The organism is Vescimonas sp., assembly GCF_057856985.1.
The window spans coordinates 395,377-409,379 of record NZ_DBLZXX010000001.1 but is presented as its reverse complement, the minus strand read 5'-3'; the positions used below and the strand labels follow the sequence as shown (position 1 = coordinate 409,379).

At 63.1% G+C, this 14,003-nt stretch carries 14 protein-coding genes and 1 riboswitch; of the genes, 5 read left to right on the top strand and 9 right to left on the bottom strand.

Going from position 1 to position 14,003, the window contains the following annotated elements; all coding sequences use genetic code 11:
- Nucleotides 1-138 precede the first annotated feature (138 nt).
- The 5 genes from ACZM22_RS01850 to ACZM22_RS01830 form a co-directional block, all read right to left on the bottom strand.
- Nucleotides 139-1,365: a 5-bromo-4-chloroindolyl phosphate hydrolysis family protein gene (locus tag ACZM22_RS01850; protein ID WP_489542918.1), complete on the bottom strand. Its 1,227-nt coding sequence runs from the start codon at nt 1,363-1,365 to the stop codon at nt 139-141.
- On the bottom strand, nt 1,365-1,577 hold the full coding sequence (locus tag ACZM22_RS01845; protein WP_483268202.1) for a DUF896 domain-containing protein: 213 nt from the start codon (nt 1,575-1,577) through the stop codon (nt 1,365-1,367). Before ACZM22_RS01845 ends, ACZM22_RS01850 begins: the two co-directional genes overlap by 1 nt.
- A gap of 12 nt (nt 1,578-1,589) precedes the next feature.
- Nucleotides 1,590-2,375, bottom strand: coding sequence for a YlmH family RNA-binding protein (locus ACZM22_RS01840; protein WP_489542917.1), 786 nt, complete (start codon nt 2,373-2,375; stop codon nt 1,590-1,592).
- On the bottom strand, nt 2,362-4,128 hold the full coding sequence (locus tag ACZM22_RS01835; protein ID WP_489542916.1) for an ABC transporter ATP-binding protein: 1,767 nt from the start codon (nt 4,126-4,128) through the stop codon (nt 2,362-2,364). Before ACZM22_RS01835 ends, ACZM22_RS01840 begins: the two co-directional genes overlap by 14 nt.
- Before the next feature lie 313 nt (nt 4,129-4,441).
- Entirely contained in the window at nt 4,442-5,038 is a 597-nt protein-coding gene (locus ACZM22_RS01830) for a trimeric intracellular cation channel family protein (RefSeq protein ID WP_489542915.1), read from the bottom strand.
- A gap of 369 nt (nt 5,039-5,407) precedes the next feature.
- Here ACZM22_RS01830 and ACZM22_RS01825 point away from each other — a divergent pair, with 369 nt between their 5' ends.
- From ACZM22_RS01825 to ACZM22_RS01805, 5 genes are all read left to right on the top strand, one after another.
- Nucleotides 5,408-6,301 (top strand): LysR family transcriptional regulator, encoded by an 894-nt coding sequence (locus ACZM22_RS01825; RefSeq protein ID WP_489542914.1) that lies wholly within the window; start codon nt 5,408-5,410, stop codon nt 6,299-6,301.
- 61 nt (nt 6,302-6,362) lie between these two features.
- A riboswitch (M-box (ykoK) riboswitch) is annotated at nt 6,363-6,525 on the top strand.
- 82 nt (nt 6,526-6,607) lie between these two features.
- Nucleotides 6,608-7,993, top strand: coding sequence for a magnesium transporter (mgtE, locus tag ACZM22_RS01820; protein WP_489542913.1), 1,386 nt, complete (start codon nt 6,608-6,610; stop codon nt 7,991-7,993).
- A 100-nt stretch (nt 7,994-8,093) separates the two neighbouring features.
- Complete coding sequence (locus tag ACZM22_RS01815) at nt 8,094-8,288, top strand: DUF1540 domain-containing protein (protein ID WP_483267055.1); 195 nt, start codon at nt 8,094-8,096, stop codon at nt 8,286-8,288.
- Between the two features lie 63 nt (nt 8,289-8,351).
- Nucleotides 8,352-8,699: a TSUP family transporter gene (locus ACZM22_RS01810; RefSeq protein WP_489543043.1), complete on the top strand. Its 348-nt coding sequence runs from the start codon at nt 8,352-8,354 to the stop codon at nt 8,697-8,699.
- On the top strand, nt 8,696-9,070 hold the full coding sequence (locus tag ACZM22_RS01805) for a TSUP family transporter (protein ID WP_483267057.1): 375 nt from the start codon (nt 8,696-8,698) through the stop codon (nt 9,068-9,070). The genes ACZM22_RS01810 and ACZM22_RS01805 overlap by 4 nt, the downstream gene beginning before the upstream one ends.
- 30 nt (nt 9,071-9,100) lie before the next feature.
- Here ACZM22_RS01805 and ACZM22_RS01800 read toward each other — a convergent pair whose 3' ends face one another.
- The 4 genes from ACZM22_RS01800 to spoIID all read right to left on the bottom strand — a co-directional run bounded on the left by ACZM22_RS01800 (nt 9,101) and on the right by spoIID (nt 13,655).
- Entirely contained in the window at nt 9,101-10,387 is a 1,287-nt protein-coding gene (locus ACZM22_RS01800; protein WP_489542912.1) for a S1C family serine protease, read from the bottom strand.
- A gap of 23 nt (nt 10,388-10,410) precedes the next feature.
- Nucleotides 10,411-11,853: a sensor histidine kinase gene (locus ACZM22_RS01795; RefSeq protein WP_489542911.1), complete on the bottom strand. Its 1,443-nt coding sequence runs from the start codon at nt 11,851-11,853 to the stop codon at nt 10,411-10,413.
- Nucleotides 11,854-11,857: 4 nt separating this feature from the next.
- The gene (locus ACZM22_RS01790; protein WP_484423971.1) at nt 11,858-12,538 is read right to left on the bottom strand and encodes a response regulator transcription factor; all 681 of its coding nucleotides are present in this window, start codon (nt 12,536-12,538) and stop codon (nt 11,858-11,860) included.
- Between the two features lie 109 nt (nt 12,539-12,647).
- Nucleotides 12,648-13,655: a stage II sporulation protein D gene (gene spoIID, locus ACZM22_RS01785; RefSeq protein WP_489542910.1), complete on the bottom strand. Its 1,008-nt coding sequence runs from the start codon at nt 13,653-13,655 to the stop codon at nt 12,648-12,650.
- Nucleotides 13,656-14,003 lie beyond the last annotated feature (348 nt).

Below are 14,003 nucleotides of genomic sequence, written 5' to 3'. Positions count from 1 at the left end.
TCTCTGCTGTCTGCATTGTACCCTTTTTGTGTATCTCCGTCAATAAACACAGCCTGCCTTTTTGCGAAACCCGTTACCGGTAACCTCCGGAAAAGCGCGAAAGGGAGCGCAGTCCGCAGACTGCGTCTCCCCTGTGTATTATTCTTCCTCCGACTGGCGCTGCACGGCGGCGCCGCCCAGACCGAAGTCATCGGCTGCGCTGGCGGTGTCGCGGCGCAGCATGGTCTCCATGACGCGGATGTCGCTGTCCACGTCCATGGCATCGGTGCGGTACAGCTCGTCCAGCTGGTGCTCGAAGCCCGCCACGATATTGTCCATGGTGGCCGCGATACGGCTTTTGGCCTGGGACAGATTCTCGCCGCTGACCCCCGCCTCCTCAAAGTCGGCGTAGTTCTCCAGCAGCTTCAGCGTGGTGGGCAGGTAGTAGTTCAGGAACGTACCGGCGGCATCCTTTTTTCCGGGATCGTCCTCGATGGCCTTGAAGATGCGGCCGGATACCCGCTCGATCCGGTCGATCTTGAGACTGAGCGTCTCATCGGCGATGCGGTCGTTAAGCTGGCGGATCTGGCGCAGGATACCGGTGTAGCCCTCCGCCGCCTCCGGCTGCACCTGAGACTGCTCCTGTTCCTCCTTCTGCTGGCGGGTCCTGTCAAAATAGGCGGTGGCGGCGGCTTGAGACCGGAACAGCATGCCGCTGCCCATGTCGATGTACGCCTCGTCGCCCCACAGGCCCTTCTCCAGCATGAGGCTCAGGTCCTTCTCTACGCGGCGGCGGGATACGTCCGCCGCACGGGCCAGATAGTCCAGCGGCACGGCAGGCTTCTGCCCTGCGGTGCGCAGGTATGTGGCGAACCGGCGCTGACGGCGCTTCATGGCGCCGCTGCCCAGCAGCAGGGACACGCCGCCGGCCATCATGCCCATGGGATAGAACACCTGCCGCAGCAGGTCCATCCAGTCATGCCATTTGATGGCGTAGCGCAGTTCAAAGTAGTCCACCTGCTGCACCAGAAAAAACGCGCCCAGAATACCCACCACCGCGCCGATGATCTTCATGGTTTTGGCGCCCTTGTCGGAGTAGTCCGGCGTCTGCGTCACCTGCTTCACGGCGGTGCGGGCCTTCTCCGCCTGGGCGGTCTGCCCCACCCGCTGGGACGTGCGCTGTCCGCTCTGCCCCGTTGTCCGCTGGGCATTCTTCTTTTTGTTGCCGCTCTCGCTGAGCTTGATGAGCAGCAGGATCAGGCCGATGGGCCACGCCACGGTAAACATGACGGCGATGAAGATCCACGCGCCGATGTCGTTGTCCTTCTTAGGCGGCTGGGGCCGCTCCGGCCGGAATCCGTTGTCGTTGTCGTATTCGTATGCCATCAGGACTTGAACCCCTTTCCCTGCAGCTTCCGCTTGTTGCCGTGTTCGTCTACGATATAGGTGTTGTCCAGCTCCCGCCGCAGGTTACCCATGATCGCGTCCAGATACTCCTGGCGCAGCACCTCCCGTTCCTTCTGTTCCTCCTCGGTGAGGCCCTCGGCCTTGGCCTTGCGGGCCAGCTCGTTGATGCGGTCGATCTTCTTCTGATCCATAACAGCTACTCCTTATACAAAGCGCCGGATGACCACCGGCAGGCGTCCCTTTTTCGTGGGGCCGCCCACACTGTCCAGCACGCATTTTCCCAATCCGCGGCAAGTGATGGTATCCCCCGCCGCCACCGGCTTATCCGGCTTCTGGCAGACGGTCCAGTTCACCTGCGCCGCACCCTTTTCCACGGCCTCCGCCGCCTTGCCGCGGCTGATGGAGAATCCCGCCGCCAGCACGTTGTCCAGCCGCAGGGAGGACACGGTGTCCCGCACCTCTCTGCACTGCTGGGCAGGCGGCGTCAGCTCCTCCAGCGGCAGCGGCGACGTCTTCAGCTTCACGCGGCCCGCCGACTCCCAATCCGTCAGCAGAAAGGCCGCCGTTTTCGGCTGGGCCAGCACCTGGCACCCGCCGTCTGTCATCAGTATATCGCCGATAGTGCCGCGGGTCAATCCCAAGCCCATAAGGCTGCCCAAAATATCCCGATGGGTCAGGCTGTCGCCGCCGTACCACGATGCCGCTACCGCCATCACGGCGTCCGGCTCCGGCTCCTCCGCCCAGTCCGGCAGGAAGAACAGCCGCTGCCGCTCCGCCCCGTCGTAGCCGCCGAAGAACACATAGCCGTCCTGCACGCCAAGCATGTGCAGCAGCCGCTGGGCCGACGCCTGTTCCTGGGGCGACAGGAAGTCCGTGGCCGCCGGCACATTCCGCAGGCGGCACTGCTCCCATTTGTCCCACACGCGGCTCAGAAGCATCCGTTCCTCGGCGTCTCTGGCCGCCTTATCCAGCAATTCACGCCTGTCCATAAGCGCCTCCCCCAAGATCCTGGGTATGGTACAGCTTGGCGTAGGCGCCGTTCAGCGCCAGCAGCTGCGCGTGGCTGCCCTCCTCGGCGATACGGCCGTTCTGGATGACCAGGATGCGGTCCGCCGCGCGGATAGTGGACAGACGGTGGGCAATAATGAGGGTGGTGCGGCCCTGGGACAGCCGGTCGAAGGCCCCCTGTATCTTCGCCTCCGTCACGCTGTCCAGCGCCGAGGTGGCCTCGTCCAGAATGAGGATGGGCGGGTCCTTCAGGAAGATGCGGGCGATGGACACTCGCTGCTTCTGGCCGCCGGACAGCAGGGTGCCCCGCTCGCCCACGTAGGTGTCGAACCCGTCGGGCATAGCCATAATGTCGTCGTAGATCTCCGCCCGCTTCGCTGCGGCCTCCACCTCCTCATCGGAAGCCTCCGGCCGGCCGTAGCGGATGTTCTCGCGGATGGTATCGGCAAACAGGAACACGTCCTGCTGCACGATGCCGATGGTGCGGCGCAGGGAGCTTTGGGTCACATGCCGCACGTCCAGCCCGTCCACGCGGATGCTGCCCGCGTCCACGTCGTAAAAGCGGGGCAGCAGCTGGCACAGGGTGCTCTTGCCGCCGCCGGAGGGACCCACCAGCGCCACCGTCTCCCCTGCGGGGACGGACAGAGACACATCGTGGAGCACCTCCGTCTCGCCGGTGTAGGTGAAGGACACGTGGTCCACGTCCACCTGCCCCCGCACGTCCTTGAGCTCCACGGCGTCAGGCGCGTCCTGAATAGACGGCTCCGTGCGCATCAGCTCCACGAAGCGATTCAGGCCCGCGAAGCCGTTGGAAAACATCTCGGCGAAGTTGGCCAGCTTTCGGATGGGGCTGACAAAGGACGTGACGTACAGGGAGAATGTGATAAGGTCCACATAGTCCATGCGCTCCTCCATGATGAGCCAGCCGCCCACCGCGATCACCGCCACCGGCAGGATGTTGGTGAAAAACTCCATGACGGCGGTGAAGAAGCCCATCTCCTTATGGAAGCCGCGCTTGGCGGTCTTGAACACCTCGTTGGCCTCGTCGAACCGCTCCTGCTGGGCGTCCTCGTTGGCGAAGGCCTTGGTGGTGCGGACGCCGGACAGACCGGACTCGATGGCGGCATTGATGCTGCCGGTTTTCTGCTTGGCGGCGCGGGAGGCGGCGCTCATCTGCTTGCGGCGGCGCAGAGCCGCCAGCAGCAGCACCGGCAGCAATATCAGCAGCACCAGCGCCAGCTCCCACCGGATGCAGAACATTACGATCAGCGCGCCCACGATGGTCACCGCAGAGATGAACAGGTCCTCGGGGCCGTGGTGCGCCAGCTCCGTCACCTCAAAGAGGTCGCTGGTCAGGCGGCTCATCAGCTGGCCGGTGCGGTTCCGGTCGTAGAAATCGAAGCCCAGCTCCTGCATGTGGTGATAGAGGTCCCGCCGGATATCGGCCTCCACGCGGATGCCAAAGGTGTGGCCCCAGTAGGCCACCACGAAGTACAGCCCCGAGCGCACCGCGTAGGTCACTACCACCGCGGCCATGACGATGAAGAACACGCGAAACTGCTTTTCCGGCAGCCACGTATACATGGCGGTGCGGGACACCAGAGGAAACGCCAGGTCCACCAGCGCGATAAGGAACGCGCAGGTCATGTCCAGCGCAAACAGCCGCCGGTGCGGCTTGAAATAGGACAGGAAGATCCGCAGCAGGCTGCGCTCCTGGAATTCTTTTGTGGTCATGGTTCTCCTCGCTTGTTTCGATTATATTCTGACGGATAATTATACCACATTTTTGCCGCTGTTGCAAGAGTTCGGCGCCGGGAGTCCTTGACGATCCCCGTCCCGCCCGTTATGGTGGACACGCCGTCCGTCGCCGCCGGATAACGGGCCGGCGGCGACGCACCGGGTGCGGTGATCGCGGGCATCGCGGCGTTCCGCGAGCCGGTGGCGGCGGCGCGTCTCATCTTCGCGGGATTGCTCCCGGCGGGCATCATCGGCCCGAGTCTTACGGCACAAAAAGCAGCGGTGTGACGCGCGTCACACCGCTGTTTTTTTATGCTTTGGGCAGGCTCCAGCGGAACGCCGCGGCGCAGATGCGCAGCGCCAGCGTCACACCGCAGCCGGTCATCATGGCCGCTCCCGCACCCATAGGCCACAGCAGCAGACACACCGCCGCGCCGGCCAGCGACGCGCAGGCGTACACATGCTTGGTGAAGATATAGGGCCGCTCCGCGCTGCACACATCCCGCAGCACGCCGCCGCCCACGCCGGTGAGCATCCCCATGAACAGCACCAGGAACCAGTTAGCCCCGTACCCCGCCTGGATAGCGATGGCGGCGCCGTGGGCGGAGAAGATGCCCAGGCCCAGCGAGTCCGCCAGCAGCAGCACTGTCTCCGCATATCTGTTGTGCAGCTCCGCTTTCCGGCGGTGCCACACGAAAAACACCAATATGGACACTGCGATGGCTACCAGCGCCTGCACGGGGTCCCGCAGGGCCGTCGGCGGCGTCAGCCCCAGCATCGTATCCCGCAGCATACCGCCGCCCACCGCCGTGGTCATGCCCAGCATGGCCACACCAAACAGATCCATCTCCTTGCGGATACCCAGCGCCGCGCCGATCAGCTCGAAATAAAATTGGAACGTCTCCATGTCATCTCTCCTTCCCGCCCGCCACTATACACCATCCGCCCCGCTGCGGCAAGAGGCGGGTCGTTTTGCCGTCCCTCCCCTGCATACACATGAAGCGCCTTGCCTCCATTCTGCATGCAGCCCTTCCCTTCCCGCAGGCATAGAAAAAGGGCAGGGATCGCGCCCTGCCCTTTTTCTTGGGATTATTGGGGATTTGGGAGAGAAAAAAGAAAGAAAAGTAGAGAAATAGCATATCTCTGTACATCGGACGCCCCGCGACGGCGGTCTATCCTTTGTGATTTTTACTATACTGCAAAAATTCCTACTTGTAAAATTAAAATTATCCGCGTAAAATATAGTCAAATGCTGATATATTTTAGGAGTATTGCCATGACGAATCTGGACATCGAGACATTCTGGGCCGTGGTGCAGCACGGCACCATGACCGCGGCGGCAGAGGCGCTGTATATCACCCAGCCCACACTGTCCATGCGTATCCGCGCCCTGGAGGAGCGGGTGGGCACGCCGCTTTTCATCCGCGGCAAGGGCCAGCGCCGTATCCGGCTCACCGCCGCAGGCCAGAAGTTCCTGACGCTGGCGCGCCGGTGGCAGCGCCTGCTGTCAGAGACGGAGGCGCTTGCGGAGCTGGAGCAGCGCACCTACCTCCGCATCGCCGCCACCTACACCACCAACCAATACATCCTGCCGGCGGTGTACCAGAAGTTTCTGGCCATGCATCTGCCGGTATCCCTGTGGATACACACTCTGCGGGACGTGGACTCGGCCCAGGCCCTTCTGAACCACGAGCTGGACTTCGCCCTCATCGACAGCAACACCGTGTTCAACAGCCAGCTGGAGGTACGGCCCATCTGTCGGGAGCGGTTTCTGCTGCTGTCCGCGCCGGACAGCGATTACCCCGTAGAGGTGGACCCCTCCGCGCTGGACCCCGCCAATGAGATCCTGGTCACATGGGATCCCGAGTTCATCCGCTGGCACGACAGCGCCTTCGGCCCCGGTGCGCGGCCCCTGCTGTACGCCGACACTTTGCAGGCGGCGGACTTCTTCCCCCGCACGGAGGGGCGGTGGGTGGCGGCCCCCGCCATCGCCGCCGCGTCGCTGGACCGGACGCAGGCTCGAGTCAGCCGCCTCACCCAGGCGCCGCCGGATCGGGTGAACTATCTGGTGACGCGGCAGGGCGAGGAGCTGTCGGAGCACGCGCTCATCTTTCTGGACGGTCTGCGGAAGCACCTGCTGGGCCGCGACAATGTGCAGGTTTATTTGTAAAAAACCGGCGAAAGCGGGTTGACATCCCCTGCTTTTTGGCATAGGATAGGTGCATACAACAAAATCTGTCCGGTAGGTAAGGCTACCGCGAGGGATATGGGCTGCTGCCGCGAAATGGTGGAGACACCATAAGATGGTTTGAGCAGGTACTATCGAAACCAAGGTAGTATCTAACGCAGCTTCACCGCCCCGCGATGCTAAAGCTTGTTACGGTACGCAGGCCGCCATTTTTGCGGCCACATTATGGTACGCAGCAGGCATTTCCGCCGGCTGCGTGTTATTTTTTCCAGAAAGGAGGGACAGGCCGTGATCGACTATCAGGAGGAGCTGGACCGCTATTTAGAGCAGATCGGCGAGCTGGCGCACAACAAGGAATACGCCAGACTGCGGGACCTGTTCCTGCCCATGGAGCCTGCCGACGTCGCCCTGCTGCTGGAGGAATCCGGCCCTGAGCTGATGCCCCTGCTGTACCGTCTGCTGCCTAAGGAGACGGCGGCGGAGGTGTTCGTGGAGCTGGAGCCGGAAAGTCAGGAGATGCTCATCAACGGCTTTTCCAACACCGAGCTGAAGGAAGTTCTGGACGAGCTGTATCTGGACGATGCCGTGGACATCGTGGAGGAGATGCCCGCCAGCGTGGTCATCCGCATTCTGGATAAGGCCACGCCGGAGATGCGCAAATCTATCAACGAGATCCTGAAATATCCCGAGGATTCCGCCGGCTCCATCATGAACATGGAGTTCCTGTCCCTGAAGAAGGATATGACGGTGGAGGATGCCTTCAAGCGCATCCGCCGCATCGGCGGCGAGTTGGAGACCATCAACATCCTGTACGTCACCGACCCCACCCGCCGTCTGCTGGGTGTGCTGTCTGTCCGTGACCTGCTGCTGGCCAACGAGGACGACATCATTGAGGACATCATGGACCCCGACGTGGTCTGGGCCCGCACCATGGACGACAAGGAGGATGTGGCCCAGGCCCTGAACAAATACAACTTTCTGGCCCTGCCCATCGTGGACATGGAAAACCGTCTGGTGGGTATCGTCACCGTGGACGACGCTATGGACGTCATCGAGGAGGAGACCACGGAGGACTTCGAGAAGATGGCCGCCATGCTGCCGTCGGACAAGCCGTATCTCCGCACCGGCGTCATCGCCACGTGGAAGTCCCGCCTGCCATGGCTGATGATCCTGATGCTGTCCGCCACGTTCACCGGCATGATCCTGAACCACTACGAAAACGCACTGGCCGCGTGCCTGGTGCTGAACGCCTATATCCCCATGCTGTCCGGCACCGGCGGCAACTCCGGCACGCAGGCTTCCGTGGCCGTCATCCGTGCCCTGAGTCTGGACGAGGTGGACTTCTCCGACGTGCTGAAGGTGCTGTGGAAGGAGCTGCGGGTGTCGCTGCTGTGCGGCCTCTGCCTGGCAGGCGCCAACTTTGTGAAGATGCTGGTGGTGGACCGCACGCTGCTGGGCAACGCGGAGGTAACGCCCATGGTGTGTCTGGTGGTATGCCTGACGGTGCTGTTCGTGGTGGTCTTTGCCAAGTGCGTAGGCTGCTCCCTGCCGCTTCTGGCGGAAAAGGTGGGACTAGACCCCGCCGTCATGGCCAGTCCCTTCATCTCCACCGTCGTGGACGCCACCAGTCTGCTGATCTACTTCCGGTTTGCGTCATGGCTGCTGGGCATCTGAAAAAATCCCATTTCCGGCAGGCATAGCGCCGCGGTTTTCGGACAAGATAGAGTTGGGTCGTATGGCCTGACTCTATTTTTCTTTTACGGGAGGAAACGCCATGAATCGCGCTTGTACCAACGACGGGTGCAGCTGCACCCCCAATTCTTCCATCAAGTGTACCGTCACCAACTGCGCCCACCACTGCAAGGACGTGAACAACTGCGGTCTCAGCTCCATTCAGGTGGGCACCCATGAGAGCAACCCCTCCATGGACCAGTGTACCGACTGTCAGAGCTATCAGAAGTGCCAGTAAACCCCGCCGCCCCGCGTGCCCTGCGCGCGGGGTACATATCCCAAGGAGGTGACGCCCTTGCGCATGCCGGTAAAATACGCCGTGGCCTCTATCCTGGCCGGCGCCGCCAACGGCTGCTTCGGCGGAGGCGGCGGCATGGTGCTGCTGCCCCTGCTCACCCGCTGGTGCCGTGTGGAGGAAAAGACTGCCTTTGCCACCTGCGTGGCGGTGATCCTGCCCTTCTGCGTGGTATCCGCCGCCGTATACCTGCTGCGCACACCTTTTGACTTTACGCAGGCCCTGCCCTACCTGCTGGGCGGACTGGCCGGTGGATTCGTGGGCGGGAAGCTGTTCCCGCGGGTGCCCGCCCCGTGGCTGCGGTATCTGTTCGCTGCCTTCCTCGTGTACGGCGGCATCCGGTACCTTCTGTGACGGCGTGGCTCCTGCCGGTGCTGGCAGGCTTCTGCACCGGTATCCTGTCGGCCTGGGGCGTGGGCGGCGGCACCCTGCTGTTGCTGCTGATGACCCTGTTTTTCGGCGTGGCGCAGGCGGACGCCATGGCCATCAACCTATTGTACTTCCTGCCTACGGCGGCCATGGGTCTGCTGTACCACCGGAAAAACGGCCTGCTGGACCGCGCTGTTCTCCGCTCCGCTGTGCCCTGGGGCACGGCGGCAGCCGCCGCCGGCGCACTGGCCGCCACCGCCGTGGACACGGACCTGCTGCGCCGTCCCTTCGGCATCTATCTGCTGCTGGCCGCAGGGAGCCTGCTGCTCCGGACGAAAAAAACGGGAAAGACCTGAGCGGTCTTTCCCGTTTTCGCGTATGTCGTATCAGTCCGCGCTGGCGTACAGCGGCACGTCCACATCGAACGTCTGCCCGGCCCGCAGCACCGTCAGCGTGATGGTGTCGCCCACCAGATGGGTGCGCCGCACCGCCATCAGATCGTCGATACTGCCCAGTGCCTGCCCATCGGCCCGCAGCAGCACGTCATCGGGCCGGATGCCCGTCTCCGCCGCGCCGTAGCCGTCGCTGACGGTGTAGACCACCACGCGGCCGTCGTCGCTGTTCATCACGGTGATGCCCAGCACAGGGATGCCGCGGAACCGGCCGTTGGCGATGAGATCGTTCACCACGAAGCAGAAGCTGCTGCTGGGCAGAGCAAAGCCCAGGCCCTCCACCGTGGCCTCCTCCGCATTTCCGCTGCCGCTCATCTTCAGGGTATTGACGCCGATGACCTGCCCGTACTCATTGATGAGAGGACCGCCGGAGTTGCCGTTGTTCAGGGCGGCGGTGGTCTGGATGAGGGTCATGATGCGCCCCTCGATCTGCACGTCGCGGTTGATGGCGGAGATGATGCCCTCGGTCAGGGTACCCCGCAGCTCCACGCCCAGCGGGTTGCCGATGGCGTACACCGTGTCGCCCACGCGGCACTGGTCGCTGTCGCCGAACTCCGCCGTGGGCAGGTCCTCCGCGTCCACAGCCTTCAGTACCGCCAGATCCTGATCTTCATCATAGCCCACCAGCTCCGCATCGTAGGTGTAGCCGGTGTCCAGCGCGATCCAGCAGCTCCTGCCGCCGGAGATGACGTGGGCGTTGGTGACGATGTACCCATCGGAGGTCATGATGATGCCGGTACCCACGCTGGCGTTCTCGCCCTGATCCGCCACCACCAGCACCGTGGCAGGGTTCACCTTTGCGTAGACATCCTGAATGGTCAGCTTCTCGCCGCCGGCCTCCTCACAGACAAGGGACACGCCCGCCTCTCCCTTGACACGGGGGATGGTGGTCTTTTCCGTCTTGAAAATATTCACGATGCTGCTGGCGTCGCTGTCGCCGTCCCCGTCGCCGTCCAGCGGCGGCGTCTCGCCGCTGCCCTGCGTCAGAGACCAGATGACCCCTGCGGCCACCGCCAGCATCAGCATGCCCATGGCGATGAGGAATATCCACAGTCCCTTCCTGCTCCGCTTCCCGGGCGGAGGGGGCGGGGGCGCGGCGCCGGCGGGCATGGGGCGGGGCTGCACGTAGTAGTCCACCACCTCGCGTCCCTCGGGGCGGACGTACCACTGTACGACCTCCCGAGGCTCCTCTGTCAGCTTTTCTCTGTTTTCATCCTGCATACGGTGCTTCCTCTCTGCGCGGCTCAACGAGCCATCTGCATGGTAAACGTAAAGGCGGTGACGCCGTTTTCACTGGTGACGGTGATCTGCTCCTTGTGCTGGGCCAGAATGGTCTTGACGATGTACAGTCCCAGGCCGTAGCCGTCCTTGTCCTCGCTGCGGGACTTGTCCGACTTGTGGAACCGCTCGAAAAGCAGAGGGATCTCCTCGGCGGGGATGGTCTGCCCCTGATTGCGCACGGTGACGTAGGCCTTCTCGCCGTTGACGGCCAGTCCCAGATACAGGGTGGACTGGGGCGCGGCGAACTTGGCCGCGTTCTCCAGCAGGTTGTAGATCACCTGAGTGATGAGATCCCGGTCTCCCTGCACCATCACGGAGTCCTCGGGGATCTCCGCATCCACGTCCAGCCCGCGGATCATGATCTTCTGCTCCATGGACAGCAGGGCGATGCGGGCGGATTCGCACAGGTCGAACTCCTCCTTTTTCATCTCCTGGTTCTGGATCTGGGAGATGTCCAGCATACGCCGCACCAGACGGCTGAGCCGCCGGCTCTCGTCAGAGATGATCTGCAAATACTGCCGTTCCTTCTCCGGTGGGATGGTGCCGTCCAGAATGCCATCGGTATAACCGGCGATGGTAGTCATGGGCGTTTTCAGCTCGTGGGACACGTTGGCGATGAAGTCGCGGCGCTGCCGCTCCGTCTCCTGCAGCGAATCTGCCATGGCGTTGAATGCCGTGGCCAGCTCGCCGATCTCGCCGCCGCTGCTGGTCTCCTGCATCCGCACGTCAAAGTTGCCGCCGGCGTAGGCCCGGGTGGCCTGCACCATCTCGGTGATGGGCTTGATCTGCTGCATGGATGTAACGGAGCTGGTGACGAAGGCAATGAGCAGGATGATGGCGCTGAGCATGAAAAACAGGCCGATGAACGACCGCCACATCTCCATCAGCGCCGTGCCGTCCATGACGGCCAGCACCAGGCCCAGCACATTCCCGCTCTCGTCGGTCATGGGCACGCCCACCACGAACTTCTTCTGCTCGTAGACGCCCACGGTACTGCGCCCCTCGTAGCCGTTTTCGTTGGAGAACGTCGTTTCCACGATCTCCTCCGGCACCCGGACGGACTTGCCCACCAGCCCCGCATCGGATGTCAGGAGCACGTCGCCCTTCCTGTTGCAGATCAGGAAGTCCACGTCCGTCATGCGGGACGCCACGCCTGCCAGCGACCGCAGCGCGTCCTCCTGTGTATTCTCCGTGTCGTCGCCGGCCAGCAGGTAGTTCACCGACAGCTGAGAGATCAGGTTGGCCCGATCCCGCATCTCGCTGCGCTTTTCCTCCACGGTGTAGTTGTAGCTCAGGGCGTAGAACGATACGCCCAACAGTACCATGGTCAGCAGCACCATACCGGCGCTGAGCATGAACTGCCGCCAGTACAGGCTGTCCATGGCCCGCTTGATCCTCTCCCGCATGGCCTTACTTCACTTCGAACTTGTAGCCCACGCCCCACACGGTCTTGAGCTCCCACTGATCCGAAACGTTCTCGATCTTCTCCCGCAGGCGCTTGATGTGTACGTCCACGGTACGGCTGTCGCCAAAATAATCGAAGCCCCACACCTCGTCCAGCAGCTGATTGCGGGTGTAGACGCGGTTGGGCGTGGCCGCCAGGTGGTACAGCAGCTCCAGCTCCTTGGGAGGCGTGTCCACCTTCTTGCCGTCCACCAGCAGCTCATAGCTGTCCAGATTGATCTCCAGCTTGTCGAATACCAGCTTTTTCTTGGTGTCATCGGGGATCTCGCTGCGGCGCAGCACCGCGTTGATGCGGGCCATCAGCTCCTTCATCTCGAAGGGCTTCACCAGATAGTCGTCGGCTCCCATCTCCAGGCCGGTGATGCGGTCGCCCACGTCGCTCTTGGCCGTCAGCATGATGATGGGCGTCTTGCCCTTTTCGCGGATGTGGGCGCATACGGCCCAACCGTCCATGACGGGCAGCATGATGTCCAACAGCACCATGTCCGGCGCCCGCTTGTCGTACTCCTCCACGGCTTTGCCGCCGTCGTAGGCCAGCCGGACCTCGAAGCCCTCCTTCTCCAGATACATGCGGATCAGCTCCGATATGTTGCGGTCATCCTCCACCACCAGAATGTTGCGTGCCATGGCCGTCTCCTCCTAACGGTATATTCTTACCTGTCATTATACCGGCCAACCTTAATTTTTCCTGAACGTTTTGTAAATTCGCCGGTTATTCGATGCATTGTACCACATTTCACGACGTTTGTACAGTCTCCGGTACGGGCCCGATGGTGATGCCCGCGTAGTACCACGTCAGGATCTCCTGCCACGTTTTGCCCTGCCGCGCCAGCTCATTGGCGCCGTACTGGCTCATGCCCACGCCGTGGCCGTAGCCGGTGACGCGGAACGTTACCCCATCCGCCTGCGCGTCGATGGTAAAGCAGGCCGACCGCAGTGAGAAGATGCGCCGCACCTCCACGCCCCGCAGCGGCGTACCGCACACCTCCACGGCGCCGACCCGTCCCGACTCGTCCCGCTCCGCTTCGCCGAACCACTTGTCCGGCCCGCCGCTGTATGTCAGCTCCGGATGGGCCGCCGCCAGCAGGGCCTTTGCCTCTGCCGCCGTGAAGGACACCGTGCTGTAATAGTTGGGCACCGTCTCCTCCCCCTCGGGGCTGTCCACGCTCCGGAGATACGGCACATCGCCGCTCCACACGTCTCCGGCCTCCGCCGTCCGTCCCGAGGAGGAGGAATGGAACACCGCCAAAATAGGCTCTCCCCGGTACAGCGCTACCTGCCCGTCCGTGGCGGCCACTGCGTCCTCGATGCGCTCCTCCCACGCCGTAAAGTCATCGCCCCACTTCTCCTGCGCCGCCTCCTCAGAAAGCCACGCACTGCAGCAGCCGGGGTCAGTGCAGACGTCCGCGTCGAGGTGGGCCTCCTTCCGTCCCGCCGCCAGCTGATGGTACACATAGGTGCGCTCCGCCGCCGCCTGCGCCCGCAGGGCCTCTGTCTCGAAGCTGGCGGGCATCTCGCCCCGCACCACGCCCCGCAGATATGCGTCCAGCGCCATCTCCTCCGCCGTATCGCCGTCCTGCACCGTCAAAAGCACCGTACTGTCCCGCCTCCCCTGACCGGACGGCTCCTGTGCCGTGTCGTCCCCGCTCTCCGGCTCCTGCGCCGCGCTGCCGCCTGTCGTCAGATACGCACCGCCGAACAGCAGTGCCGTCAGGATCAGCGCTGCCGCCATGGATCGCCGCATACGATCACCTCCCGTCCCAGTCTATGCACGGGCCTGTCCGCCGTATGCGCGGAAATCGCCTGCGCCGCGTTTTCCGCTGCACCCTGACGGATACGCCCGTAGGGGACGGCGTCCCCGACGGCCCGTTCGTTTTTCCTCCAAAGGAAGGGATATTTCGCGCTCCGGCGCGACATCCTTTTGCCCACGGCGGCAAAAGGGTGCAAAAACGCCGCCAAAGACCCATGGTCTTTGGATTTCCCTTTGTTCCCCTGTGACCACGCCGCAAAAAGGCCCACAAGGAATTGCCTCCGCGTCCCATCCCCGCTGCCGCTCCCACGTCCCGCGTTGATAGTGCGCTGTTCTAAAAAT

Bases quoted from the DNA above. Each gene is read 5' to 3' on its own strand.
- ACZM22_RS01850 (WP_489542918.1), bottom strand. From the start codon at position 1,365: ATGGCATACGAATACGACAACGACAACGGATTCCGGCCGGAGCGGCCC.
- ACZM22_RS01845 (WP_483268202.1), bottom strand. From the start codon at position 1,577: ATGGATCAGAAGAAGATCGACCGCATCAACGAGCTGGCCCGCAAGGCC.
- ACZM22_RS01840 (WP_489542917.1), bottom strand. From the start codon at position 2,375: ATGGACAGGCGTGAATTGCTGGATAAGGCGGCCAGAGACGCCGAGGAA.
- ACZM22_RS01835 (WP_489542916.1), bottom strand. From the start codon at position 4,128: ATGACCACAAAAGAATTCCAGGAGCGCAGCCTGCTGCGGATCTTCCTG.
- ACZM22_RS01830 (WP_489542915.1), bottom strand. From the start codon at position 5,038: ATGGAGACGTTCCAATTTTATTTCGAGCTGATCGGCGCGGCGCTGGGT.
- ACZM22_RS01825 (WP_489542914.1), top strand. From the start codon at position 5,408: ATGACGAATCTGGACATCGAGACATTCTGGGCCGTGGTGCAGCACGGC.
- ACZM22_RS01815 (WP_483267055.1), top strand. From the start codon at position 8,094: ATGAATCGCGCTTGTACCAACGACGGGTGCAGCTGCACCCCCAATTCT.
- ACZM22_RS01810 (WP_489543043.1), top strand. From the start codon at position 8,352: ATGCCGGTAAAATACGCCGTGGCCTCTATCCTGGCCGGCGCCGCCAAC.
- ACZM22_RS01800 (WP_489542912.1), bottom strand. From the start codon at position 10,387: ATGCAGGATGAAAACAGAGAAAAGCTGACAGAGGAGCCTCGGGAGGTC.
- ACZM22_RS01795 (WP_489542911.1), bottom strand. From the start codon at position 11,853: ATGCGGGAGAGGATCAAGCGGGCCATGGACAGCCTGTACTGGCGGCAG.
- ACZM22_RS01790 (WP_484423971.1), bottom strand. From the start codon at position 12,538: ATGGCACGCAACATTCTGGTGGTGGAGGATGACCGCAACATATCGGAG.
- spoIID (WP_489542910.1), bottom strand. From the start codon at position 13,655: ATGCGGCGATCCATGGCGGCAGCGCTGATCCTGACGGCACTGCTGTTC.